The organism is Acinetobacter sp. TGL-Y2 (assembly GCF_001612555.1).
In the GTDB taxonomy this organism is placed as follows: Bacteria; Pseudomonadota; Gammaproteobacteria; order Pseudomonadales; family Moraxellaceae; genus Acinetobacter.
Genome location: NZ_CP015110.1, coordinates 2,724,365 through 2,749,530, shown reverse-complemented (window position 1 = coordinate 2,749,530; position 25,166 = coordinate 2,724,365). Strand labels below are relative to the sequence as shown.

Here is a 25,166-nt window from a genome sequence, read left to right as displayed (position 1 = left end):
TAAAACTTGAGTGGTGTAATTAGCTAGATAATTTTTACAAGTCGATCGATTTTTTATAAAAATATTTTAAATCATGGGCTTGGGTAGTAAATAGATGGAATATTTAAGTGGCTTTTGCTAAGGATTGCACTAAAGACTGTATTTCACTTCTTAATTCACTAATATCAGATATATTTAACTGTTCAGAAAGTTTATTAGGGATATTTACAGCCAGTTCTTTTATCTCTGATCCTTTAGCCGTAAGCGAGACTAGAACTCTTCGTTCATCATTTGAATCTCTTCGACGGTTAATAAAACCTGAGTTTTCCATCCGCTTAAGTAATGGTGTCAAAGTTCCACTATCTAAATATAAGCAATGGCCAAGATCACCCACACTTACAGAATCACGTTCCCATAACACAAGCATTACCAAATATTGAGAATACGTAAGACCCAAAGGTTCCAGTAAAGGTCTATATACTTTTACTAGCAAGTTTGATGCAGCATATAGAGGAAAACATAACTGCTTATCTAGCTTTAGATGATCATTAGACATATAGAAATCTTTATCGAATTTTTACAGTGATAGTAACTTCTATATTACCCCGAATTGCATTGGAATAAGGGCAAACCTTATCGGCTTCACTGACAATTAACTCTGCAGTTTCTTGATCTAGATCTGTAATCGTTACTTCTAATGCTACTGTTAGGGCAAAGCCACCATGGTCATTTGATTTCAATCCAACTGTGGCAATTACTTCAATATCATTATCTCGAACCTTATTGTTTTTATTTCGTGATACATGAATAACAGCATTACCAAAACAAGATGCATAACCTGCTGCAAATAATTGTTCAGGGTTTGTTGCATCACCTTTACCACCTAGTGCTTTTGGTAAAGCAAGACTAAGATTTAATAAATCATCTTCGCTATGTACATTTCCGTTACGACCGCCAACTGCTTTAACTTGTGTTGAATATAGAGTACTCATTATGGTGCCTTATTTAGCTAGCAATTAAATTGATAGCAATATAATTGCTTAATATTATAGCTATGTCAAATTTTAAAAACTATGCTTTATAAATTTTCTTTAAGTTCAAGGTTATATAACAAAAACTTTGGAGTTAATCCAAATGCAGTTCCCTCTCGCCTCCACAGTCTTTCTAAAAGTCATTATTTTGATGCAGAAGAAAAAATAGTCTAAACCAATAGTACATAAGCCTTTAAAGACATATTTAGGGATTAGATTTGATGCAAAGTGATGCGATCTGATGCACTTAAAATGACTTTAATTAATTTGCGACATTTGATCAATTTAATAAGTCTAAAAATAAAAGTTCAATTTAGGTTACCAATATTTGAAACAGTACATAAGTTATTAATATTTAATAAAATAAGTGGTAACCTTTATAAGGTTACCACGGGTTACCAAGACGATTTTAAAATTAAATAATTATTAATAATCATAGGGTTAATAGGTTACTGATGGTAACCTAAAAAACGGGTTACTGGTAACTCGGAAGTAACCTAAAAGTAACTTTTATAAATAGTAAATAATCTTATTATATTCATATAGATAACTGTATAAAATAATATTGGTAACCAAAGTAACCTATTTTTTTTATGACCTGAAATTTTAAAAAGTTTTCTTACTCATCTTTGACAATAGCCTCATTCTAATTGTCAATTTGATGCAGTTATCTACAATTTACGTCCACGTATTTCCACAATAATGTGATAATTCTTTGATATTAATATCTATTAAGGTTCTGACCCTCGGGACCAAATTCTAAAAAACCCCAAGCACTTTCAGTCTTGGGGTTTTTTATTGCCGATTAAAAATGGATGGATATAAAGGGTCACTTTTTAAATCAGTCGGTTGTGCATTGATATCGATTAAACGGACCTCATCTTTATGGCGCAGCGCTTAATTGTTCATCTTTTTTAAATACAGTTATTTAAACCATTTGATAAATTTCTTTGGGTTTTACAAACAAATGATTTCAATTTAAATTAATAAAAATCAATAAGATAAAATGGGTAAATTGGACAATGTAAAATGTCTTTAAAAATGTAATTTTATGTATTAATCTTAGAACAATTCGTACGCTTTTTTTTGCTTGGTTTTAACAGTCGCAAAATTGGACAAGACGCGTGGCGTTGTATCAGTTTGTCATATCAATCTGTATTTTCCTTATAGGTTCAAGCATGAAATTACAACTCATAGAAGTAGATCAAGCGGATCAACTCAGTGCTTGCAAATTATCTTTGTTATTGGGCGTATTTACGCCAAAAAATCAAATTGATGGTTTTTTAAAGTTTACCCGAAGTATTTTAAACGCAGACTGTGCTGTTTTGGCATTTCATCATGAACCTTATATTTGGTATTCTTCATCAAACGGGTTTAAAGCATTTCATGCAAAAAAATCGGTTGATTTGCTCCAGTATTTTGATGGACAAACGACGCTTGGCGCACAACATCAAAATTATGCCAAATTTTCAGCGTATATCACGCAATTAGGTGTTAAGCATTATCGTGTTATTGCCTTTGATTTAAAACAAGAAGACGGACATTCTATTGGTCAAGTGCTTTTATTTGATGACGCCATTGAACCATTTTTAGAAGATAAATTAGAAGTGGTACATGAGTTTGCAAATAGTTTGATTCGAATTATTGAAATTCGTTTGGAAAATGAAGAGCTTAAAGAGCTTTATGAACAGCAATCTGCGTTAAATTTTAGTAAGACCAAATTCTTTCAAATTATCGCGCATGACTTACGTGCTCCGTTTCATGGTCTATTGGGTTTTTCAGAGGTTTTGGCCCAAGAACGTGAAACCTTAGATGAGTCCAGCATTCAAAATATTGCAGATTATTTAAATGACACTGCGCATTCAACCTATAACTTGTTGGAAAGTTTACTCAATTGGGCCATGGCAGAAGGCGGTCGATTTGTTTATCACCCGATTAATTTTGAGTTGAAGCAAGCCACGCGTATTGTTTATGAGGTGTTGAACACATTAGCAATGAAAAAAAATATCCAGTTGATTGAAACCACGCCCAGCCATTTAAAAGTCTATGCAGATATCAATATGATCACCTCAGTGATTCAAAACTTGGTGTCGAATGCATTGAAATTTACCAATGTGGATGGCAGTGGTTGTGTCTATATAGAAGCAGCCGAATGTGTTGAAGGTATTGAAATTACCGTACGAGATACAGGTTTAGGGATGACGCAGCAGCAAATCGATGGTTTGTTTCAACCCAATTTACAGGTCAGCTTAAAAGGTACATCGGGTGAGAAAGGTGCAGGCTTGGGCTTGGTGTTATGCAAGCGCTTTGTCGATTTGAACAAGGGGCAAATTGAAGTGATTTCAAAAGAGGGAGACGGAACCACCTTTAAAGTCATTTTACCCGCAGCAATGAATGCTCATCAAAGTCTGATGCCATCAAAAAAAATGATGAACAATTAGATTTAACCTGCGTGGAAATCTTGAATTAATTTTTCCAAAACTGCTTTTGAGCTGTTATAAAAGATTCATAAATACAATCGAAGGCAATTTTGGATGAATGCTGCACAATTGCAAAAAACATTAAGAGCCAGTCAGTATGCTGAGCAGGTTCTGAGTTTACATCGAGAGATATTGGAACAAGATTATGCAGTTGATCAGTTTCAAAGTTCGCTTTCAACTGACCATATTCATCAGTGGGTGCACACTGAGTTGTTCGATATTCAGAATGAAACCCAATGGATGCGCAGTTTACGTCTACTTCGTGCGCGGTTAATGTTCCGCTGGATTTGGCAAGATGCCAATGTGCTAATCGATGTGGTCACACTGACTCGTGAGCTTTCAGATTTTGCCGATGCCAGTATTAATGCCGCGAAAGATTTTGCTCGTATTCCTTTGGTCGCCAAACACGGTGAGCCGATCAGTGTTAGCGGTCATGTTCAAGATTTAATTGTGGTGGCTATGGGGAAATTGGGCGCACAAGAGCTCAACTTGTCCAGTGACATTGATTTGATTTTTGCTTTTGATGAGCAAGGTGAAACCAATGGTCGAAAATGCATTGATGTTCAGCAATTTTGTATTTCTTGGGGGCAAAAAATCATTTATCTGCTCGAGCATATAACCGCCGAAGGTTTTGTGTTTAGAGTGGATATGCGACTTAGACCATGGGGTGATGGCTCTGCACTCGCCATTAGCCATGTGGCACTTGAAAAATACTTAAGTCAGCATGGGCGAGAGTGGGAACGCTATGCATGGATTAAAGCGCGGATCGTATCAGGAGGTCAGCACGGTAAAGATTTACTGAGCATGACGCGACCTTTCGTATTTCGTAAATATGTGGATTACACCGCATTTGAAGCCATGCGTGAAATGAAGGTCATGATTGCGCGTGAAGTGGCACGGCGTAATATTGAAGATGATATTAAGCTGGGTGCAGGCGGAATTCGTGAAGTCGAGTTCATTGTACAAGTCTTTCAGCTTATCTATGGTGGATCTAAATTAGAGCTTCAAGATCGCCAATGCCTAGTCAGTCTTCAACATCTGGGTGAAGTCGGTTTGCTCGATGAGCAAGCAGTGATTGATCTTAAAGATGCTTATCTATTTTTAAGACGTGTCGAGCATGCAATTCAAGCGTTGAATGATCAACAAACCCAAAGTTTGCCGACGGAGCCAGATTTACAAGCACGTATTTTTGAAACATTAGGTTTTGAAAATTGGGATGCCTTTAAAATTGATTTAAATGATAAACGTCAAAAAGTTATTTACCAATTTGAGAACTTGATTAAAGACAAAGCGCAAGATTCACCGACAGAGGGCTTTGAGCATTTAGAGCAAAAACTGAATGATCTTTTAGATGATCATGCCAAGAACTTGATTCATGAGTTTTGGTATGGTCATGCCATTAAAAAATTACCTGCTAAAGCGGTTCAGCGCTTAAAAGAGTTCTGGCCACATTTGATTGAAGCGATTTTACAGTCCAATAAACCTCAAGTTGCGTTACTTAGACTAATGCCTTTGGTTGAATCTGTCATGCGCCGTACGGTGTATTTGGTGATGTTGATTGAGAGTAAAGGTGCATTACAACGCTTGGTGAAAATGTCGACCGTGAGTCCTTGGATTTGTGAGGAACTCACCCATTATCCAGTGTTGTTGGATGAATTTCTCTCGATGGATTTTGAACTGCCTAAACGCCAAGACTTGGAAGACTCTTTAAGACAACAATTGCTGCGTATTGAAATTGATCAAGTCGAAGATCAAATGCGTGTGCTACGTTTATTTAAAAAATCCAATGTATTGACAGTTGCAGCCAGTGATGTTTTGGCAGAAAGTCCACTCATGCGCGTCTCAGATGCCTTAACCGATATTGCTGAAGTATCTGTTCAAGCCAGTTTGAATCTGGCTTATCAAATGATTGCCAAGAAGCATGGTTATCCGCTGGATGCTGAGGGGAAACGCTGTACACTTGATTGTACTGCATTTGCTGTAATTGGTTATGGTAAGCTCGGTGGAATTGAGTTGGGCTATGGTTCAGATTTGGATTTGGTGTTTATTCATTATATGGATGAACAGTCCGATACAGATGGTTTAAAGCCAATTAGTGGTTTTGAATTTGCCATGAAAGTTGGACAGAAACTCATGTCTCTGATGACCACGCAAACACTGGACGGGCGTGTCTATGAAATAGATACACGCCTTCGACCATCAGGTGAGGCGGGACTGCTGGTCACCAGCTTAAAAGCATTTGAGCAATACCAAATGAAAAATGCGTGGGTGTGGGAGCATCAAGCCATTGTACGTGCAAGATCGATTGCAGGTGAGCAAAGCTTACGCGAAAAATTTGAGCAATTAAGATGTCGAGTTTTAACATTGCCACGCGAAGAAGAAAAAGTACGTGCTGAAGTTTTAAACATGCGTCAAAAAATGAAAGATCATCTTGGCTCATCTAAGGAGCAGAAAAAAGATGGAATTTTTCATTTAAAACAGGATGCAGGTGGTATCGTTGATATCGAATTTATGGCACAGTATATCGTGTTAGCCTGGAGTGGGACGAATCCTGATCTCGCCCATTATTCCGACAATGTACGAATCTTAGAAGATGCTGCCAAAGCACGTTGTTTATCCAGTGACGATGCTTCAGCCTTGATTCATGCCTATCTGAGTGAACGAGTCGAGAGTCACAGCCTAGCCCTTGCAAACCAAAATATGCAAGTCAGTGCTGCGCAGTGGTTTGATACCCGAGAGGTCGTTTGTAAATTGTGGCAAAGATTAATTGATCCAACTGCGGTGTTCGCATTGGATAGTGAATAATTCAGTATACATTTGGAGTTTAAGTCATGAATTTGGCTGATCGTGATGGTTTTATTTGGCAAGATGGACAATTGGTTGACTGGCGTGAAGCGAAAACTCACGTCCTAACACATACTTTACACTATAGTATGGGTGTGTTTGAGGGTGTCCGTGCTTATGAAACTCCTAATGGAACGGCTATTTTCCGTTTAAAAGAACATACCAAGCGCCTACTTAATTCAGCAAAAATTTATCAAATGAAAGTTCCATTTGATCAAGCAACATTAGAACAAGCGCAAATTGATGTGGTACGTGAAAATAAACTCGCATCTTGTTACTTACGTCCAATTATTTTTATCGGTTCAGAAAAACTCGGAATTGCCGCAACAGATAACACCATTCATGCCGTGGTTGCTGCATGGAGCTGGGGTACATATTTGGGTGAAGAAGCAATGGAGAAGGGGATTCGTGTGAAAACCTCTTCATTTACCCATCACCATCCAAACGTGACCATGTGTAAAGCAAAAGCGTCGGGTAACTACACGCTGTCTATTCTTGCACATCAGGAAGTGGCACATTCGGGCTATGACGAAGCCATGCTTCTCGACCCACAAGGTTATGTATGTCAAGGTTCTGGCGAAAACGTCTTCTTGATCCGTGATGGCGTCATTCATACTCCAGATGTTGCAGGTGGTGCGCTAGACGGTATTACTCGTCAAACCATTATCACCATTGCAAAAGATTTGGGTTATGACGTAATTGAACGCCGCATTACTCGTGATGAATTTTACATTGCAGATGAAGCATTCTTCACAGGTACTGCTGCCGAAGTGACACCAATCCGTGAATATGATGACCGTCAAATTGGTGAAGGTACACGTGGCCCGATTACCACACAAATTCAAAAAGCGTATTTTGATGCTGTGCAAGGTAAAGATCCGAAATATGCACATTGGTTGACTTACGTGAAGTAATCCAAATTGATTAAAAAACCTCTCATTTGAGAGGTTTTTTAATCAAAATAATAAATGATTAAACATCAATAATATTCTAAAAATCCAATCATTGCGTATAATGCTTGCGCTATTCCTATGAAATCTGAATTCATGTTTGAAAATATAATTTATAAATTTAAGTCATTGAGGGTTAATTTTGTTTCTGATGAAAAATATCTAACAAAACGTTTTATTCAAAAATTAGGCTATGTACCAAATTTCAATCAACCGCAGAGCTTCAATGAAAAAGTAACAGCACGAATGATTTTTGATCGAGATGCTACGCATACCCAACTCGCTGACAAATTGGCTGTTCGACAATTCGTCATTGATAAAATTGGTGAAAATTATCTTGTCCCGTTACTTGCGGTTTACAAAGATTGCAAAGAGATAGATTTTGATGCTTTACCAGATCAATTTGTTTTAAAGTGTAGCCACGACAGTGGAAGTGCGGTCGTGTGCAAAAATAAGAATAACTTCGCATTTGATTGCTCGAAGCAGAAACTTAAACAGCATATGAACATGAATATGTATGTCATGAAACGTGAATGGCATTATAAGAATGTTCCAGCAATGATTATTGCTGAGACCTATATTGCGCTTTATCGAGACGCTTCAAAGCTCTATACCATAACGACTTGTCGCGTACATTGCTTTGAAGGTCAGCCTGAGTTCGTTGAGATTGATATTGAAAAGGCTGACTCAGAGTGTTATTCAAATATTTATGATACCCAGTGGAAATTGCAATCGTTCAAGGTTGATCTTAAAAATAATGCACCAGATGAGATTGCTAAACCTTCGCAATTTGAAGAAATGATCGGATTGGCTAAAAAACTCTGTTTCGAATCAGGGTATAGCCGAATTGATTTTTTACTTTCCCAGGATAAGGTCTTTTTTAGTGAAATTACGCTGACACCCAATGCAGGTCGTATGGTGATTGAACCCAAAGAGTGGGATTTAAAACTGGGACAATATTGGAAAAATCAATAATTTAACTTTCTAGACTTTGTCTGAGAATTCAAGTCATAAAAAAAGTCCAATAAGAGAATTGGACTTTTTTATTGCAATGTAAATTGGTTTTAAACCTTATAAAAATCTCGGTACCAGTCAACAAATTGTTTGACACCATCATGAACAGATACTGATGGCTTATAGTCTACGGCTTGTTCAAGGGCAGTACTGTCTGCAAACGTATCAGGAACATCACCCGGTTGTAATGGCAATAAATCAAGAATAGCGTCTTTGCCGACCGCTTTCTCAATGGCATGAATATATTCAATCAGCTTCACTGGATTATTATTGCCAATATTAAAGATTCTAAAGGGCGCATGACTGGTCGAAGGATCTGGATGCTTGCTGTTCCAATCCGGGTTGGGCTGAGCAATTTGATCGCTAGAACGGATGACACCTTCGGCAATATCAGCAACGAAGGTAAAGTCACGCGTGTGATTGCCGTGATTAAACACTGGAATGGATTTATTGTCGATAATATTTTTAGTGAACTTGAACAGCGCCATATCAGGACGCCCCCAAGGACCATACACAGTGAAGAAGCGTAAACCTGTGGTGGGAAGCTGGAACAGATGACTATAACTATGCGCCATCAATTCATTGGCACGTTTGGTTGCTGCATAAAACTGAATGGGGTGGTCAACGCCATGATTTTCACTAAATGGCATGGTGGTATTGGCACCATATACACTGCTGGTGCTTGCATAAGTTAAATGCGGTGTTTTTGCATAACGAGAGGCTTCAATAATGTTGGTAAAGCCAATAATGTTGCTTTCTACATAACTTAACGGGTTTTCGAGCGAATATCGCACACCTGCTTGCGCGGCAAGATGAATGACACGGTCAAATTTATGTTGTGTAAAGCAGTCATCGATTATCGATTTATCTGCAATATTGCCTCGGATCAAGGTAAATTCACCGATGTTACTTTGGGCAGTCAGTTGAAGAAGTTCAGCACGAGCTTCTTTCAACGCAGGATCGTAATAAGCATTAAAGTTATCAATACCGACCACGTCATCGCCACGCTCAAGCAGTTTTTTTGAGACATGAAAACCAATAAAACCCGCGGCACCTGTCACTAAGACTTTCATTCGTCTCCTCCAAAAATATCTCGTGTGTAAATTTTATCAGCCACATCACTTAAATCTTGCGATAGTCGATTAGCAATAATCACATCGCTGCGTTTTTTAAATATATTCAAATCGTTTACCACCTCAGATTTGAAGAAGTCAGCATCGCTCAAAGTCGGTTCATAAACAATAACGTCAATCCCCTTGGCTTTAAGACGTTTCATCACGCCTTGAATCGCTGAGGCACGGAAGTTGTCTGAGCCACTTTTCATCACTAAACGATAAATCCCAACGGTGGATGGGTTTCTTTCTAAGATAGAATCCGCGATAAAGTCTTTACGAGTTCGATTCGAGTCTACAATCGCTTGAATCAAATTGCTGGGGACTTGATTGTAGTTTGCGAGGAGTTGTTTGGTGTCTTTAGGCAGACAATATCCACCATAACCAAAAGACGGATTATTATAATGATTGCCAATTCTTTGGTCTAAGCACACACCTTCAATAATTTGTTGGGTATCAAGTCCAAAGGTTTGCGCGTAAGTGTCTAATTCATTGAAGTAAGCAACACGCATGGCCAGATAGGTATTGGCAAATAACTTGATGGCTTCAGCTTCAGTCGAATCGGTAAATAACACCGGGCTATCTTTCTTAATCGCACCTTCAATCAACATGTTTGCAAAAATTTGTGCACGCTCAGATTTTTCACCCACAATAATCCGTGAAGGATATAAATTATCGTGTAATGCTTTACCTTCACGTAAAAACTCAGGTGAAAAAATAACATTATGGGTTTGATACTGATCTTTGATTTTTTGCGTAAAACCGACTGGCACTGTGGATTTAATGACCATGATGGCATCAGGATTAATCTTAATCACATCACCAATAACACTTTCGACACTTTGCGTATTAAAATAATTGGTCTTTGTGTCGTAGTCGGTCGGCGTTGCCACAATGACAAAATCCGCATTTTGATAGGCGAAATGTTTGTCAGTGGTCGCTGTGAAATGAAGTTGTTTTTGTTGTAGAAAATTTGAGATATCTTGATCTTGAATGGGTGAAATTTTATTGTTCAGCATCTCAACTTTGCTATCTAAAATATCCAAGGCAACAACCTCATGGTGCTGCGCAAAGATCATGGCATTAGATAATCCAACGTAACCGGTTCCTGCAACTGCTATTTTCATATTAACCTGATGGCAATGATATGTATGACCTGTATGGCACATGATGACTTATGTGCTGAAAAAGGCGGATCTCTTCATAATATCATATTCTTTTCGTGCAAATTATGATGTGAGTAAATCGCAAGGCAATAACTTTTCCAAACTTAATGGTATGATATTGGCAGAAGATTGGCGGATGAAAAATACATGCAGGTAAACGACAATACCACACTGTCACATAGCGCAGATGACCAAGAGCAAAATATTGTTCTTTGCATGAAGTGGGGAACCAAATACGGGGCAGATTACGTCAATCGTTTATACAACATGGTCAAACGCCATACCACTGTTGATTTTAAAATGGTCTGTTTAACCGATCGTACTGAAGGTATCAATCCCGAAGTTGAATGTTTTCCTATTCCACCACTTGCATTACCAGAAGGTAGTCCTGAGCGGGGTTGGAATAAACTTTCTACCTTTGAGCCAGATTTGTATGGTTTAACAGGCAACGCTTTATTTTTGGATTTAGATGTTGTGATTGTTGATAATATTGACAGTTTTTTCACACACCCTGGTGAATTTTTAATTATTCATGACTGGAAGCGTCCATGGCGTATTACGGGCAACAGTTCAGTCTATCGATTTAAGCTCGGTGCATTTCCAGGGTTAATGCCTTATTTTCGTGAGAATTTCGATGAAATTCGTCAAAGATTTCGCAATGAGCAAGCTTATCTGTCTTGGTATGTAGATCGTGAGAGCAAACAAAGCTATTGGCCAGATAGTTGGTGCAAAAGTTACAAGTATCATTGTTTGCAAAAAATCCCGCTGGCATTTTTTAAACCACCGATTAAGCCAGAGGGCGTTAAAATCATTATATTCCATGGTGAAATCAATCCACCTGATGCGATTAATGGCGGAGGCGGTAAGTGGTATCGTTACGTACTTCCATCGCAGTGGATCAAAGATGCTTGGCAATAATTGATTTATTTTATTAAATAAAGTTTGAGAATCCTATCGATGCAAAATCTTGATATCGTGATTGCTTGGGTCGATGGCAATGATGTTGAGTTAAAACGTAAACGTCACAAGTATCTTACCGGTCAAGATGCCTCAGATGCGGTGAGTGATACGCGTTTTGCCAGTAATGACGAGATTTATTACAATATCGCATCGATATTGAAATATGTGCCTTTTAGTGGACATATTTATATTGTCACTGATCATCAGCAGCCTGAATTTTTAAATGAATTCGTCACCCAAGGTTTGTGTGCTGCTGATAAAATCCGTGTGGTTGATCATCATGAAATTTTCGCAGGGTATGAGCAATATTTGCCGACGTTCAATACCCGCTCGATTGAGAGCATGTTGTGGAATATCCAAGGGCTTTCAGACTATTTTATCTATTTAAATGATGATTTCTTTTTTAATGCTCCCGCTAAAATCGAAGATTTTTTGCAAGGAAATAGTATTGTTACTTATGGGCATTGGCAATCGAATTTGATCTTAAAGGCCAAATTAAAGTACCGCCAGTTCCTCCAAGCCCAGTTCTCTAAACCGATTCAGCCGAAACACATGATTGCACAGATGTTAAGTGCAGACATTTTGGGGATGCGTCAATTTTTTGAAATTCATCATTATCCACATATCGTAGACCGTAAAATACTTCGTGACTACTTGCTCAGTCATCCTGAATTACTTGAAAACCAAATTAAATTTAAATTTCGCAGTGTTGAACAGATTAATCCGATTACCTTGATGAATCATTTGAAAATTCAGCATCAGCAAGCGATCTTAAAAGCAGATATTGAATTGGCTTATTTAAAAAATGAACAAAGCGTAGAAAGCTTTGTGGCGACATTAAATAATGATGCGGTGCAGTATGGTTGCATCCAAAGTTTAGATCAAATCACTGCAGATAAGGCTGAATTAGTACGGCAAGCAATGATTAAAAAATTTTGTGATTATTTACCGCAGTCTGTTATTTCAGCTCAAGCAGTGTCATAGGAAAGCGTATGAAAGTTGAAACGTATCTGATTAATTTAGAAGGTAGTCACGATAGACTCGCGCGGGCAACTGAGCAATTACAGGCAGTGAATTGGTCGTTTGAGCGCTTTGCTGCTTATGATGGTCGTGGTAAGGCATTGTCTTCATTTGACGATTATGATGATGCAGCCACCCAACAAAACTTAGGCAGAAGATTACTCAATTCAGAAATAGGCTGTTATCTCAGCCATTACGGCTGTGCGGAAAAATTTTTAAAAAGCGATGCCGATTATTTGGTCGTACTTGAAGATGACATGAAAATTTCAGCTGATTTTAAAAAATCAGTAGATCAACTCATTCACTATTTACATAGTCATCCAGAATTAGAGTGGTATCTGATTAATTTAGCGTCTAAAAAGAAAAAGTTTGCCAAAGATATTGTTCAGTTGAATGATTTTTCGTTATGGCATGCCTATTATTTTCCTATCCGAGGTTTGGGACTAATATGGTCAAGACAAGGCGCTCAAGCTTTCGTTCAAGCTGGTCGAAAAATTGAGATGCCAGTCGATGTCTTTTTCCAAAGTTGGTTGAGCCAAAATGGCAAGGGCTTAGGCGTATGGCCGCCATTGGTTAAACCAGCAGGTATTGATAGTGATATTCTGGGGACGGTTGCAATCGAGGGTATCTCGCGCAAGCAAAAAGAAAATAGATCATCATCTTATGGTTTTAAAAAGCAAAAGCGGATGTGGCGTGATCGTTATTATGCGCTCAAACATATGTTAAATTCTTGAAATTCAGGGTATATCTTCATCACTGAATATTATTTATTGATCAAATCCCATTGATAATAAAATATAATATTCATTATTCAAGGAATAAGCCAATGCGTATCTTGGACATAATTAAATGAAAATATTTAAAAAAACTTATTATATGCTTAAGTTTTATCTGATGTATTTTTACAAGATTAGAGGCACGAATTCAAACATTCATAACTATGCAAATATGATTACCCTTAATCCAAAGCCCACAGCGGCGAAAATACCGAAGCTGATTTGGTTGTATTGGGAAGGGGATGTACCATTATTTGTTGAAAATTGCATAGAAAATATAAAGCAAAGAAATACAGATTATACGGTTCATTTTTTAACACCAAAAACTGTTGAGCAATTTATACAGATAGATTTTGATGCGTTAAATATTCATCTACCACAGCATAAAGCTGATTTAATCCGATTCAAATTACTTCATGTTTATGGAGGAATCTGGTTGGATGCAAGTATTATCGTGTATGAAAATTTGGACTGGATTCAAGAGTTAGTTTCTCAAAATCAGACCGAAAGTTTTGCCTATTATCGTAAAAAAAACACCACCAATATTGATTCTCCAGTCATAGAGAATTGGCTTTTAGCCACGATTCCCAATAATCGTTTTTTTAAAGACTGGTTTGATGAGTTGGTGAAGGCCATGCAGGTTGGTCCTAAAAACTATATTCATGAAATTAAACGTACTGTACCAAATCATGAAAAAATATTTCAAAAGATTAGTAATTTAGAGTACCTGATTTCCTATGTGGTGTGTCAGGTGATCATGCTGAAAACATTGCCTAGTATTACCTTGATCGACTGTGATCAAAATGCTTTTTACTATCAGGTAAAAAATAAATGGGTGAAGGAAAAAACCTTAATTGAAATGGCAATCAATCATCATTCAGGTGAATATCCTAAATTGATTAAATTTGCCGGTAAAGAGCGTAAACATGCAGGCGAATTTTATGAAAAAGGAATGTATTTTCAAGATTCACTGCTAGATTTCCATCATGATCCGAGTAATCCCTTACCTTAACTTTCAATCAAATTGGATGATCTGAACCGTTTAGAGGATGGTGTCTTGGTCGAGTGTTAATTTCTCAAATGATTCGATGAGACTGTATGGGGAAAGATTATAAACAGACACATTTTGAATTTTAAAGAAATAAGCTGCTGTTTCAAATGCTGCTAAGATTGATTGGGTATGTTGGTTTAATAGAGTCGGTTGTTTTGCATCTAAAGTTTCATAAAAGCGTGGTAAGTTAAAGTTATTCATATCTAAACCTGCGATATAGATATATGGGTAATTTAATCCAGACATAATCTGTAATGCGGTATAAGCCACGGTGTAGTAGTCAAATACTGTGTCATACATCTGCGTTGAAAAACCATAACCATTGTAAAAGTAAGGGCTTTTAACTTTTTCATCAACAAGAACGGTGTTTCCCATAAAAAGTTCATTTTTACCGTGACTTGTGATTTCAATAATTTTAAATTGACAGCGAATCTGTTCAATTTTTACTTTTCTTAAGATGTAATCTAAGCAACGTGCAGTGGTAAAAAAATTACATGCTGTGTCTAAAACCCGCTCAACGAGATCAAAACGGTTTTGTACAAAATCATGATCAATAATGACATAATGCTGAAAAGTGACCTCACTTAAAGCGATTGCGCCGTTGACGCCAATGTAGTCTAGTTGCTCATGTTTAAAAAAATGCTTAGGGATCTTTTTAATGGACGGGCCTGTTGCGATCAGCATGCATTTTGAATGTCTATTGTTTAGTTTAAGCCTATGGTCTGCAATTAAGGTATTCCTAAAGAAAACCTGATCAATATGTCCCGCTGTATTACGAACCACACGGTAAAAAGGCCAATAGCGCCTGTTGTGTTTATATGTAGCTGGTTTTAAAATTTTGTAGGCATATTTTGTCAAATTTCGAACAAAATAATTAAACACTAAATCACGCATGCTCCTGCCTCTTTCATCGCTTATCTTTATGATTCATATCAAGTTAATGAGTCAAAAATCTCATTAAAACCTAAATTGATTCAACTCATTAGCAGATTATTGATCTAAATGAAATGAATTACGCTTGCTTCTAAACTTGTTCAGGAATTTCTTAAACCAAGGCTGAGATTTTTCTGAACGAGTAATGCTGTTGCCTGAGTATTTTTTTTGCGATGCTTTATGAAAGTTACCATAAGGCGTAATTGCATAATCTTCAAGTTGGTACCCAGCAGAAAGGGCTTCTTGATAATATTGATCAAAAAGTGCTGTCAGATCAGCTCGCGGGTGAGGAAAAATTTCGCCATCAAACCAGTGTGTTGCATGATTCTGTTGCAGACGAGGAATTGAATATTTGTGACTAAACTGGGTGCCCATATCCGAATAGTGCAAAATTTTAATCTCATTAATACTTAAACCTTCACCATCGATGCAATTAAAATGATCATTATAGGGTTGAACCAATGAAGGTTGTTTTTGAATCTGTTTCATCAGATTTTGATGACTTGCAGGATTACTTTTTAATTCCTCAATTTTGGGAAGAAAACTTTTGGCTTTTTCACAATCCCAGACACAGGTGCACAAACGTGCTGAGCTTTTCCCTCCTTTGGCTGCCACAATCGCATTTGCTTCAATAGGATGCTCCCATAGGAGTGCAAGATCATCGAGTACAATCACATCGGTATCCATGTAAATGGCTCTACCTTGAAATTGACAAAACTCTGGAATTGCCCAACGAAACCCGGAAAAAGGGGTCGCCCAGTTTTCTGTTCTCCAGCCTTGATTTGATTTCGGGTCGGAATACCAATAGCTAGAGGGATCATGCGAAAGCTGCATCCAGATGATATCTACAGGCTGTTGGGTATGTTTATTTATACTGTAGTCTAAAACCATCATTTGTTCTAAATCACAGTTATTAGGATCGCAACCTACAAATATTTTAAGAGTATCATTTTTCATGAGAACTAACACCAGACATATCTAAACTTCAAATTTTAATAAACTCATTTCTAGAATTGATATTTTAAAAACATCTTTATAGCATAAGTTTAGTTTACGGTAATGCATGTTACATATTCATATAATCACTATTTGCTTGGTAATGAAAACATATATGCAATTATTTTTCGATAATTTTATGATAAGACTCTGGTAATTCTATTTGTTGATAGGAGGAGTGGTCTAGCAGGTTATTGATCCAGTTGCTAAAACTATACTTTTCTAGAATCTTCTTACTCAGTGAGACAAAAGGAGTGGCTAAGAATTCTTTAAGACCAGCAAGATCCTGACCATTCCATACGAAAATATTATTCGGATGGTAAAAATCGTAGTTTTTTATTGTAGTGTTATTGGTTATTAATTTTTTCTTATAATATAGTGCTTCAAATGTGCGAAATGAAAGACCATTATGAACCGGATTAACTACATCAACTAAAATATCTGATTGGTTAATTCGATTTATATTTTCATCGAAATCAATATTTCTTTCTATAAACTTAATATTTTTATTTGTATATCGAGCTTGTGCATTCTGTTTATCACGTAGACATCTAATATTGAAATCTAATGATACTCCAAGCTTTATTAATTTTTGTGCACATAAGTCGACTGATAATGATCGTTCATCGAAATGCAAACCTACAAAATAAGCGGTTATACCTTGATGGGCTATGGGGTGAGGTTGAAACATATCAAAATAAAAATTAGTTGTTCCTAATAAATTATATTTTTTATAATCGGGATTTGATATATCCATTTGATCAAAAACGAAAAATCGATCGAATTGATCAATACATGGGAAAGTATTAGGAAAGCGGCTCAAGCCATTCCATTGATAACCTATAAACTTTCGATCAGTTTTACTCCTTAAAAGTTTTAAATGTTCCAAAGAGAATAAATCAGGTCTAATGACTAGTGTGTGATCAAAACGTTGATTACCCATTTTTTCTTGAATTTCTTTATAGATAAGTTGATCCTTAAGTTCGCTCCTAACTTTATCTTTTAATGAGGAGTCACCAAAGAAAAGATTTCTTAAAAAAATGTAAGCAGATGTTTTAAATGGAATTTTTATGCGTCTTAAGTGTTCTGGCGAACTATTGATAAATGTTATATCAAAATTATAATGCAGGATATTTTTTTGAATGGGAGTTGCGAAATTACTATGACTAGGCATAGCTAGAACAATTTTGATTTTTTTCAAAAGGGGCTTCCCTGAATTTTAACTATGATTTTTTGGATGTGTGACTGTAAATTTCTTTGTTCTGAGGGCTGCCTCTAAACCGTTTATACGTCCATAAATATTGTTCTGGGGCAGCATTAATCATCTGTTCCATTTCTTGGTTTAAAGTATCTACCGATAGTTGAAGATCTTTGGATAAAACATCCTGTGAAATTTGATTCACAAAGATTTCAAAACCATCGAGCTGATTTGTTCTTCTACAACTTAACCCAATGACTGTACATTGCGTTTTCGAGGCTAGCTTAGAAGCTAAGGTAGAAGAAAGTGCATTTTGACCATAAAAAGTCGAGTAAATACCTCCAGACTTCTTTGGTACATGATCAGGTAAGATTACGGTTAATCCGCCTTGTTTTAAATGTTTAAATATTGCTCGGACACCTGTTTCATCCGTTGGAACCAATTTCGCATGGAGTCGTTGGCGGGCTTCTAACATGAAGCGATCCAAATCTTTTTGCTTACAGGGTTTGTACATAATCACGGGCGATGAATGCTGGTTTAACCAAACATTGAGCAACTCCCAAGTTCCAAAATGTGGAACCACCACAATCACGCCTTTTCCTGCATTGATTGCATCAAAAAAGATATGTTTGTCATGTATTTTTGTAATGAGTGACAATGCATAATCTGTACTCGAACCCCAAATCTTAATGGATTCTGCGTAGGTCATACACTGGCTTTGTAGACTGTCTTTGATGAGTTGTTCGCGCTGCTGATCATCCAAATGTGGATAAGCAATTCGCAAATTCGTTTCTGTGGTTTTTCTCGCAGATGAATGGGTACTAAATAAAAGACGTCCAACGACTTTTGCAAGGGACTGAATGGCAACCAATGGAAGCTTAGAAAAAGTTTTTAAGGTTAAATACATCACGAGAAATTTGGCTACTCTAAAAAATCAGAAGGCAGAAAAAATTAAGATTTATCAGAATTACCTTTAACCACCATATATATGAGAGCTGAAATCACACCAAAACCTGCAACAAAACTACTGCCACTAAAATAAACGATGCGCTCATAAGTCGTTAAATTAAACATTTGCTCATTTAAAATGTAACGCATGAAGGCCCATTGTGCAACTGCGAAGACAATAATAATAATTGTATGACGACGGACATCTGGACGCATAGCCATGAGATTACACCTTTAACTGAATATCGCTATTATGCCATTGATGAGGATTTTTCTCAATTTTGTTATTCAGTTAACAAAAAAAAGCCCTACACGAGGTAGAGCTTTTTGACTTAAAACGAAGGATTATTTCGCTTCTTCTGCTTTTGGTTTTTCACGTAAGCGAATACCTAAATCACGTAATTGATTCGCTTCAACTGGCGCAGGCGCTTGTGTTAAAGGACATTCCGCAGTTTTGGTTTTCGGGAATGCAATCACATCACGAATAGAAGATGCACCGGTCATCAGCATTACAAGACGGTCAAGACCAAACGCCAAACCACCGTGTGGAGGTGCACCGAATTTAAGTGCATTTAGCAAGAAGCTGAATTTTTCTTCTGCTTCTTCTTCATTGATGCCTAATGCTTCAAAAATTGCTTTTTGCATTTCAAGGTTATGAATACGTAAAGAACCACCACCTACTTCAGTACCGTTCAAGACCATGTCATACGCCACAGACAATGCTGCGCCTGGATTGCTCTTTACTTCTTCAACACTAGATTTTGGTAGCGTGAATGGGTGATGCACAGAGGTCCATTTGCCATCATCAGTTTCTTCAAACATTGGGAAATCAACCACCCAAAGTGGCGCCCACTCGCAAGTCGCAAGCTTCATGTCGTGACCGACTTTAATACGTAACGCACCCATCGCATCATTTACGATTTTGGCTTTATCCGCACCAAAGAAGACGATGTCACCATTTTCAGCACCCACACGTTTCAACAAATCAAGCACGATTGGTTCGATGAATTTAACGATAGGAGACTGAAGACCTTCGATGCCTTTTTCAAGTTCATTGACTTTAATATAAGCCAAACCTTTCGCGCCATAGATACCCACGAATTTAGTATATTCATCAATTTGGCTACGTGGCAGTGAACCAGCACCGGGTACGCGAAGTGCAACAATACGGCCTTTAGGATCTTTGGCAGGGCCTGCGAATACTTTGAACTCAACGTCTTGCATCATGTCTGCAACGTCAACCAGTTTCAAAGGAATACGCATATCAGGTTTATCAGATGCGTAATCTCGCATAGCATCTGCATAGGTCATACGTGGGAATTTATCAAACTCAACGCTTAAAAGTTCTTTAAACATCTTAACAGTCAACGTTTCCATCAAATCCATGATGTCATCGTCACTCATGAACGATGTTTCAACGTCGATTTGGGTAAATTCAGGCTGACGATCCGCACGTAGGTCTTCATCACGGAAACATTTAGCAATTTGGTAGTAACGATCGATACCGCCCACCATTAACAACTGTTTAAACAATTGTGGTGATTGTGGCAGTGCATAGAAGCTACCGTTAGATACACGGCTTGGCACTAAATAGTCACGTGCACCTTCAGGCGTTGCACGTGTCAAAATTGGCGTTTCAACATCTAAAAAACCATTCTCTTCGAAGTAGTTACGAATCAGGTTGGTGAGTTTAGAGCGGAAACGCAAACGATCTAACATTTCTGGACGACGGATGTCCAAGAAACGGTACTTCAAACGAATTTCTTCTGAAATATTGGTATTTTCGTCATTTAATGGGAATGGCGGCGTTTCAGATTGAGCCAGCACTTCAATCTCTTTGCCTAAAACTTCAATTTGACCACTGACCATATTTGCATTTTCTGTACCTTCGTAACGACGACGTACGCGGCCAGTGATTTTTAATACGAATTCTGAGCGTACTTTATCTGCAGTTGCGAATGCTTCTGGGGTATCTGGATCAATCACCACTTGTACTAGACCATCACGGTCACGCATATCGAGGAAGATCACACCACCGTGGTCACGGCGACGATGAACCCAACCGCATAATGTTACGGTTTGGTCAATTTGAGTTTCGGTTAAAGAACCGCAGTAATGAGTGCGCATCATAGCGTATAAAATCCAACTATATGGGTTAAAGAAAGCGGCTACGTAAACAGCGTAACGCCTTTATTCGAAGCCTGAATTATGCCTCTTTGAGAACTTTGTCACAAGCGCAAGATCAAGAAACAACAAGAATTCAAGCCAATATCCTTTATATCGAGCTTGATCCGTTCTGATTATTCAAAATAGGCTTTACGATCTAAAATTTGAAAAATAATACAACCGAGTGCAAACACCATTAAAAATGCACTAAAAGAATGATTAATCGACTTTCCAATAAACCAGTACAGATCATTTTGCCAAGCTGCTGGGCCTAAAGGCTGTGCAAATGAAATATAGCCAAAACATCCCGCAAAAAATGAAACAGCTAGTAGGCTCAGAGCATAGATTTTAATTTTAGGATGAATCGGTGGGTTTTGTGCATATCTTTTTTGATGTTTGAGTGCCATCCATAGCAAAACAGGTAATGCTAAAATAGATGTACCCACTTGCAAGACTCGATGCATGGAGTAGGTGTGATTAGCCAATAAGATATTTTGACTTAAAAAATCATGAAAAGCCAATGTGCGAAAGTCGACATGGGTTAAACCATCCCATATAAGATGCGTGGCTGTGCCAATGATGAGGGATAAAATAATCCAAAAAATAAAAATGATGGATTGTTTGAATGATGAAATGTTAATTGGCTTTTGAATACCTATAAAACGAAACAACGCTGGACGAAAAACCAAATACCACAGTAGACAAAACGCGATGCCGATCAGTAGGTTTGGATACAGCCAAGCACTCCACAGATGTGTGCTGTTAATCTGTTCTGAGGTAAATAATCGCACCAGATCAGGTACCATACAACCAATGGCAAGAGCAGAAATAGGTAGTCGTTGCCCAGACCATTTTGAGATGGGCGGAGCAAGAACGGCATGAGAGATGGTAAAAGGCATTCAAGAAAGTGAATCAATGAGTATGCTAGATTGTTGATTTGAAGCTGAATTAAATCAATGAAAAATATGTAAACATGCAGTAAAATGAATCGATTTGGGTAGAGATGACAGTGATTGCTGATAAGAGCCTCTTATTCAGTTTAAAAGACCATTTAAAAGACAATGCTTTAAAAATCATAATTCTGGTGTTGTTTGCTCTCGTTTATATGCATTATTTCTTTAATGCGTCTTTTAGACATTTTAATATTTCAATTGTTTTCATTTTATTATCTGCATACTGTATTTTTAAATCAAAATTTATTAAGCCGAATCAATATTTAATTCTGTTTTGCAGTATTGGTTTTTTAGGGGTGACCCTGATGAACCACCTGACCATCAGACTTGATCTGATTCCTGAGCATTTGTATCGTACATATAAAGCGATCATCAATCAGTACCTTTGGTTTATCCCTTTTATTTTGTTGCCGACCATTTATCACTACAGCCGTTTTAAAGTCACAGACTTTTTTAATATCATTGCCGCTATCATTTTCATACTGATTTTATATTTGGCTTATTGGGGCATCGCTTTAGAGTTTGATCGTGGTCGATTTGCTGAATTTTTTAATCCGGTGATTAGTTATGATATTGGCTTTATATCCTTAAGCCTGCTGTTACTGTGCTATTCATTTGGTTCATCATCTAGAAAGTCTTACCTTTATTTAATCTTAAGTATGTTATGCATATTTTTGCTGGTTTTACATGGCTCAAGAGGAACCTGGGTCGGGCTACCTTTTGCCTTTCTTGTCATTACGATCCTGTATTTAAAATCACAATTAAAGAAGACCCTATTGATGTGGGTATTAGCCTGTACTTTTATTTTAGGAAATTTAATTACTCCAAATTCTCCCGTGGTTCAAAGAATGAATCATTTTCAAGATGATTCGCAGCATATTCAAAACAATAATTATCAAAATAGCTCAGGAATACGATTATACCTTTGGGAAAATGGCTTAGTAATGTTTAAGCAAAATCCTGTGATTGGCATCGGTATGCATGAAATTGAGTTAGAAAACTGTCGTCTTTATGAGCGAGGTGATTTACCCCATTGTTTTCAGCATTTACATAGTATTTATGTCCATGAATTGGCAGCCAATGGACTCATTGGGTTACTGACTCTTTTATCTACTTTCTTCGTAGCAATAGCCTACTTTCTAAAAAATATGTGGGTTAAAGACGAATTGACTAGGAATCTGTCGGTAACGGGAGTAGTGTTTGTAGTCTATTATATGTTCTGCGGCTTAACAGAATATTATCTATTTTTTAATAATACGACATACATTTTCTATTGGGTTGTCGCTTCAATTATGAGCTTTATTTTGATCAGGGATAAAGTTTGACGGAACTGAAATAATAAAAATGACAACATAAGTTGTCTTTTTTATTGCAAAAAAAATGGAATGTTATATTATAACATTATTCAAAATTCAGCCCTTTGAGCCAACCTCATGTCATTTCATAAGAATTTAATTACGCTTTCGATTTTCTCAATCTTAAGCCCTATTGCTTTTGCAGAAGATCAAGCCACAAAACTAGAAACCATTCAATTACAAGCACATCCTTTGGTACAAACCGCCGCAGATTTCGCAGTTGCCGATCATGTGATTGACAGCAAAAAACTGAAAGAACGTGCCACCACCATCGGTGATGCTTTGGCAGATGAACTTGGGGTCTATTCAAATCAATATGGTTCAGGCTCAAGCCGTCCAGTGATTCGTGGTCAAGATGGCCCACGTGTGAAAGTTTTACAACATGCATCTGAGACCGCAGATGTTTCAACCTTATCACCCGACCATGCCGTGACCGTTGACCCCATACTTGCAAAACAAGTAGAAGTGATTCGTGGTCCCTCAACCTTGCTGTATAGCGCAGGAAATGTGGGGGGGCTTGTGAATGTCACAGATCAAAAGATTCCCACTCAAATGCCGCAAAATGGGTTGGAAGGGCAAGTCGGTCTACGTTACAACTCTGGTAATGATGAAAAATTGGCAAGTGCAGGTGTAACCGCAGCGGTAGGAGACAGTTTTGCTTTACGTGTCGAAGCTTTAAAAAATAAATCGAATGATTATATTGCACCAGACTATGCTGTAGAACATCCGCATGGTGATCATTCGCATTTTGAAAAAGAACGTCGAGTAGGCAATACCTTTGCCGAAGGGCAAACAGTCAATGTGGGTGGGTCATGGATTCATGATCGTGGCTTTGTCGGTCTGTCTTATAGCAATCGTCAAGATCAATATGGTCTGCCAGGACATAGTCATGAATATCATGGCTGTGAATTACATGGTGATCATTTTCATTGCCCTGAATCTGATGAAGATGCTCATCATGATGAAGAACATGGTGGACCATGGGTAGATTTAAAATCTGAACGTTATGATCTTCGAACTGAACTCGATCAGCCTTTTAAAGGGTTTGAAAAATTACGTGCGCATGCCAGCTTTACCGATTATGAACATGATGAACTGGAAGAAAACAGCGTTATCAGTAATTTTAAAAGTAAAGGCTATGATGGACGCTTAGAGTTGGTTCATGTTCCGGTTGCTGGGTGGGAAGGCGTGATTGGCACACAAATCTCACAGCAAAAAATTAGTCTTTCTGCACCTGAAGCTCATGCCCATGAAGACGTTGATTTAGATGATCACAATGATCATGAACATCAAGACCACAATCATGATGTATTGATGGCTGACACCAAAACGCAAAAGTACAGCCTATTTGCACTTGAACACACGCAGATCGGTGATGTGCATGTTGAACTCGGTGGACGTGTAGATCATCAAAAAATTGAGGTTGATTCAAGTCAAAAAAATTATTCGGGAACTGGTGTATCCGCATCAGCCACTGCCAATTGGGCCTTTGCACCCAACTATAAATTGTCCATTGTGGGGTCGCATCAACAACGCTTGCCGCTCGCTCAAGAGTTATATGCAGATGGTTTGCATTTTGCCACCAATACTTATGAATTGGGTAATGATCAACTCGATAAAGAAACCTCAAACAATCTAGAGCTGGGCTTACACTATGAAGGTGCTAAGCTTGATTATCATGCTCATATTTATCATAACTGGTTTGATGATTATATTTATGGTGCGACGGTTGCTCAAACAGGAAACTTGAGAGGCGTAGAATATACTCAGGATAAAGCCAAGTTTTATGGTGCAGAGGCTCAGATTGGCTATGCCTTTAGTGACTGGTACAAGATGAGCGTATTTGGTGATTATGTCCGCGGTAAAATTGACGGGCAGAATGCACCTCGCGTACCTGCGGGTCGTTTAGGAAGCAAAATTGAGGCAGATTTTGCCGATGGTTGGTCAGGTTCGGCTGAGTATTATCATGTGTTTAAGCAAGATGATATCGCAAGTTATGAAAACCAGACTCAAGGCTATAATATGGTCAATGTTGGTGTGTCGTATGCAGGTCAACTCAATAATCGCAATGATTATCGGGTCTACTTAAAGGCAAACAATTTACTGGATGATCAGGTGTATTCGCATACCTCATTCTTATCCAATATTCCTCAAATGGGACGTAACTTCAGTATTGGTATGGAGTTTGGTTTCTAATTTAGGGTAGTTCAGCTTGGTGTGATAAACACAATTCC

At 37.7% G+C, this 25,166-nt stretch carries 21 protein-coding genes; 10 read left to right on the top strand and 11 right to left on the bottom strand.

Features of this window, described 5'->3' with window-relative positions; translation table 11 throughout:
* Positions 1-103: 103 nt before the first annotated feature.
* On the bottom strand, positions 104-535 hold the full coding sequence (locus tag AMD27_RS13050) for a MarR family winged helix-turn-helix transcriptional regulator (protein WP_067661284.1): 432 nt from the start codon (positions 533-535) through the stop codon (positions 104-106).
* Between the two features lie 10 nt (positions 536-545).
* The gene (locus AMD27_RS13045) at positions 546-971 is read right to left on the bottom strand and encodes an organic hydroperoxide resistance protein (RefSeq protein WP_067661282.1); all 426 of its coding nucleotides are present in this window, start codon (positions 969-971) and stop codon (positions 546-548) included.
* Positions 972-2,188: 1,217 nt separating this feature from the next.
* Between AMD27_RS13045 and AMD27_RS13035 the strand changes: the two genes are divergently transcribed.
* The 4 genes from AMD27_RS13035 to AMD27_RS13020 all read left to right on the top strand — a co-directional run bounded on the left by AMD27_RS13035 (position 2,189) and on the right by AMD27_RS13020 (position 8,259).
* The gene (locus tag AMD27_RS13035; RefSeq protein WP_067661279.1) at positions 2,189-3,451 is read left to right on the top strand and encodes a sensor histidine kinase; all 1,263 of its coding nucleotides are present in this window, start codon (positions 2,189-2,191) and stop codon (positions 3,449-3,451) included.
* 93 nt (positions 3,452-3,544) lie between these two features.
* Positions 3,545-6,295, top strand: coding sequence for a bifunctional [glutamate--ammonia ligase]-adenylyl-L-tyrosine phosphorylase/[glutamate--ammonia-ligase] adenylyltransferase (gene glnE, locus AMD27_RS13030; protein WP_067661277.1), 2,751 nt, complete (start codon positions 3,545-3,547; stop codon positions 6,293-6,295).
* A gap of 26 nt (positions 6,296-6,321) precedes the next feature.
* On the top strand, positions 6,322-7,248 hold the full coding sequence (locus AMD27_RS13025) for a branched-chain amino acid transaminase (protein ID WP_067661274.1): 927 nt from the start codon (positions 6,322-6,324) through the stop codon (positions 7,246-7,248).
* Positions 7,249-7,380: 132 nt separating this feature from the next.
* Positions 7,381-8,259 carry an ATP-grasp fold amidoligase family protein gene (locus tag AMD27_RS13020; RefSeq protein ID WP_067663009.1) on the top strand — a complete coding sequence of 293 codons (879 nt, stop codon included), beginning with the start codon at positions 7,381-7,383 and terminating at the stop codon, positions 8,257-8,259.
* A gap of 89 nt (positions 8,260-8,348) precedes the next feature.
* On the opposite strand, the gene AMD27_RS13015 is transcribed toward AMD27_RS13020, so the two are convergent.
* Positions 8,349-9,371, bottom strand: coding sequence for an NAD-dependent epimerase (locus AMD27_RS13015; protein ID WP_067661272.1), 1,023 nt, complete (start codon positions 9,369-9,371; stop codon positions 8,349-8,351).
* Positions 9,368-10,537: a nucleotide sugar dehydrogenase gene (locus AMD27_RS13010; protein ID WP_067661270.1), complete on the bottom strand. Its 1,170-nt coding sequence runs from the start codon at positions 10,535-10,537 to the stop codon at positions 9,368-9,370. The genes AMD27_RS13015 and AMD27_RS13010 overlap by 4 nt, the downstream gene beginning before the upstream one ends.
* 186 nt (positions 10,538-10,723) lie before the next feature.
* On the opposite strand from AMD27_RS13010, the gene AMD27_RS13005 reads away from it, so the two are divergent.
* The 4 genes from AMD27_RS13005 (at position 10,724) to AMD27_RS12990 (ending at position 14,344) form a co-directional block, all read left to right on the top strand.
* Positions 10,724-11,494, top strand: a complete 771-nt coding sequence (locus tag AMD27_RS13005) for a glycosyltransferase (RefSeq protein ID WP_067661268.1) — start codon at positions 10,724-10,726, stop codon at positions 11,492-11,494.
* 39 nt (positions 11,495-11,533) lie between these two features.
* Positions 11,534-12,520 (top strand): Stealth CR1 domain-containing protein, encoded by a 987-nt coding sequence (locus AMD27_RS13000; protein WP_067661266.1) that lies wholly within the window; start codon positions 11,534-11,536, stop codon positions 12,518-12,520.
* An 8-nt stretch (positions 12,521-12,528) separates the two neighbouring features.
* Complete coding sequence (locus AMD27_RS12995) at positions 12,529-13,290, top strand: glycosyltransferase family 25 protein (RefSeq protein ID WP_067661264.1); 762 nt, start codon at positions 12,529-12,531, stop codon at positions 13,288-13,290.
* A 115-nt stretch (positions 13,291-13,405) separates the two neighbouring features.
* Complete coding sequence (locus tag AMD27_RS12990) at positions 13,406-14,344, top strand: glycosyltransferase family 32 protein (protein WP_067661262.1); 939 nt, start codon at positions 13,406-13,408, stop codon at positions 14,342-14,344.
* A gap of 30 nt (positions 14,345-14,374) precedes the next feature.
* On the opposite strand, the gene AMD27_RS12985 is transcribed toward AMD27_RS12990, so the two are convergent.
* The 7 genes from AMD27_RS12985 to AMD27_RS12955 form a co-directional block, all read right to left on the bottom strand.
* On the bottom strand, positions 14,375-15,277 hold the full coding sequence (locus AMD27_RS12985; RefSeq protein WP_067661260.1) for a lipopolysaccharide biosynthesis protein: 903 nt from the start codon (positions 15,275-15,277) through the stop codon (positions 14,375-14,377).
* A 96-nt stretch (positions 15,278-15,373) separates the two neighbouring features.
* A complete protein-coding gene (locus AMD27_RS12980; protein ID WP_067661258.1) occupies positions 15,374-16,273 on the bottom strand; it encodes a glycosyltransferase in 900 nt (299 codons plus the stop codon).
* Between the two features lie 160 nt (positions 16,274-16,433).
* On the bottom strand, positions 16,434-17,513 hold the full coding sequence (locus tag AMD27_RS12975) for a hypothetical protein (RefSeq protein ID WP_067661256.1): 1,080 nt from the start codon (positions 17,511-17,513) through the stop codon (positions 16,434-16,436).
* A gap of 22 nt (positions 17,514-17,535) precedes the next feature.
* The gene (locus tag AMD27_RS12970; RefSeq protein ID WP_067661254.1) at positions 17,536-18,417 is read right to left on the bottom strand and encodes a lysophospholipid acyltransferase family protein; all 882 of its coding nucleotides are present in this window, start codon (positions 18,415-18,417) and stop codon (positions 17,536-17,538) included.
* A gap of 44 nt (positions 18,418-18,461) precedes the next feature.
* Positions 18,462-18,680: a hypothetical protein gene (locus tag AMD27_RS12965; protein ID WP_067661252.1), complete on the bottom strand. Its 219-nt coding sequence runs from the start codon at positions 18,678-18,680 to the stop codon at positions 18,462-18,464.
* Positions 18,681-18,803: 123 nt separating this feature from the next.
* Positions 18,804-20,588 carry an aspartate--tRNA ligase gene (gene aspS, locus AMD27_RS12960; protein WP_067661250.1) on the bottom strand — a complete coding sequence of 595 codons (1,785 nt, stop codon included), beginning with the start codon at positions 20,586-20,588 and terminating at the stop codon, positions 18,804-18,806.
* A gap of 170 nt (positions 20,589-20,758) precedes the next feature.
* Entirely contained in the window at positions 20,759-21,523 is a 765-nt protein-coding gene (locus tag AMD27_RS12955) for a DUF4184 family protein (protein WP_067661249.1), read from the bottom strand.
* A 104-nt stretch (positions 21,524-21,627) separates the two neighbouring features.
* Between AMD27_RS12955 and AMD27_RS12950 the strand changes: the two genes are divergently transcribed.
* Together AMD27_RS12950 and znuD are read left to right on the top strand one after the other, a co-directional pair.
* Complete coding sequence (locus tag AMD27_RS12950) at positions 21,628-22,902, top strand: O-antigen ligase family protein (RefSeq protein WP_067661246.1); 1,275 nt, start codon at positions 21,628-21,630, stop codon at positions 22,900-22,902.
* A 108-nt stretch (positions 22,903-23,010) separates the two neighbouring features.
* Positions 23,011-25,128: a zinc piracy TonB-dependent receptor ZnuD gene (gene znuD / locus AMD27_RS12945; protein ID WP_067661243.1), complete on the top strand. Its 2,118-nt coding sequence runs from the start codon at positions 23,011-23,013 to the stop codon at positions 25,126-25,128.
* Positions 25,129-25,166 lie beyond the last annotated feature (38 nt).

What these genes read in the sequence shown, in the direction of transcription:
- AMD27_RS13050 (WP_067661284.1), bottom strand. Translation starts at nt 535, where the DNA reads ATGTCTAATGATCATCTAAAGCTAGATAAGCAGTTATGTTTTCCTCTA.
- AMD27_RS13045 (WP_067661282.1), bottom strand. Translation starts at nt 971, where the DNA reads ATGAGTACTCTATATTCAACACAAGTTAAAGCAGTTGGCGGTCGTAAC.
- AMD27_RS13035 (WP_067661279.1), top strand. Translation starts at nt 2,189, where the DNA reads ATGAAATTACAACTCATAGAAGTAGATCAAGCGGATCAACTCAGTGCT.
- glnE (WP_067661277.1), top strand. Translation starts at nt 3,545, where the DNA reads ATGAATGCTGCACAATTGCAAAAAACATTAAGAGCCAGTCAGTATGCT.
- AMD27_RS13025 (WP_067661274.1), top strand. Translation starts at nt 6,322, where the DNA reads ATGAATTTGGCTGATCGTGATGGTTTTATTTGGCAAGATGGACAATTG.
- AMD27_RS13020 (WP_067663009.1), top strand. Translation starts at nt 7,381, where the DNA reads ATGTTTGAAAATATAATTTATAAATTTAAGTCATTGAGGGTTAATTTT.
- AMD27_RS13015 (WP_067661272.1), bottom strand. Translation starts at nt 9,371, where the DNA reads ATGAAAGTCTTAGTGACAGGTGCCGCGGGTTTTATTGGTTTTCATGTC.
- AMD27_RS13010 (WP_067661270.1), bottom strand. Translation starts at nt 10,537, where the DNA reads ATGAAAATAGCAGTTGCAGGAACCGGTTACGTTGGATTATCTAATGCC.
- AMD27_RS13005 (WP_067661268.1), top strand. Translation starts at nt 10,724, where the DNA reads ATGCAGGTAAACGACAATACCACACTGTCACATAGCGCAGATGACCAA.
- AMD27_RS13000 (WP_067661266.1), top strand. Translation starts at nt 11,534, where the DNA reads ATGCAAAATCTTGATATCGTGATTGCTTGGGTCGATGGCAATGATGTT.
- AMD27_RS12995 (WP_067661264.1), top strand. Translation starts at nt 12,529, where the DNA reads ATGAAAGTTGAAACGTATCTGATTAATTTAGAAGGTAGTCACGATAGA.
- AMD27_RS12990 (WP_067661262.1), top strand. Translation starts at nt 13,406, where the DNA reads ATGAAAATATTTAAAAAAACTTATTATATGCTTAAGTTTTATCTGATG.
- AMD27_RS12985 (WP_067661260.1), bottom strand. Translation starts at nt 15,277, where the DNA reads ATGCGTGATTTAGTGTTTAATTATTTTGTTCGAAATTTGACAAAATAT.
- AMD27_RS12980 (WP_067661258.1), bottom strand. Translation starts at nt 16,273, where the DNA reads ATGAAAAATGATACTCTTAAAATATTTGTAGGTTGCGATCCTAATAAC.
- AMD27_RS12970 (WP_067661254.1), bottom strand. Translation starts at nt 18,417, where the DNA reads ATGTATTTAACCTTAAAAACTTTTTCTAAGCTTCCATTGGTTGCCATT.
- AMD27_RS12965 (WP_067661252.1), bottom strand. Translation starts at nt 18,680, where the DNA reads ATGGCTATGCGTCCAGATGTCCGTCGTCATACAATTATTATTATTGTC.
- aspS (WP_067661250.1), bottom strand. Translation starts at nt 20,588, where the DNA reads ATGATGCGCACTCATTACTGCGGTTCTTTAACCGAAACTCAAATTGAC.
- AMD27_RS12955 (WP_067661249.1), bottom strand. Translation starts at nt 21,523, where the DNA reads ATGCCTTTTACCATCTCTCATGCCGTTCTTGCTCCGCCCATCTCAAAA.
- AMD27_RS12950 (WP_067661246.1), top strand. Translation starts at nt 21,628, where the DNA reads ATGACAGTGATTGCTGATAAGAGCCTCTTATTCAGTTTAAAAGACCAT.
- znuD (WP_067661243.1), top strand. Translation starts at nt 23,011, where the DNA reads ATGTCATTTCATAAGAATTTAATTACGCTTTCGATTTTCTCAATCTTA.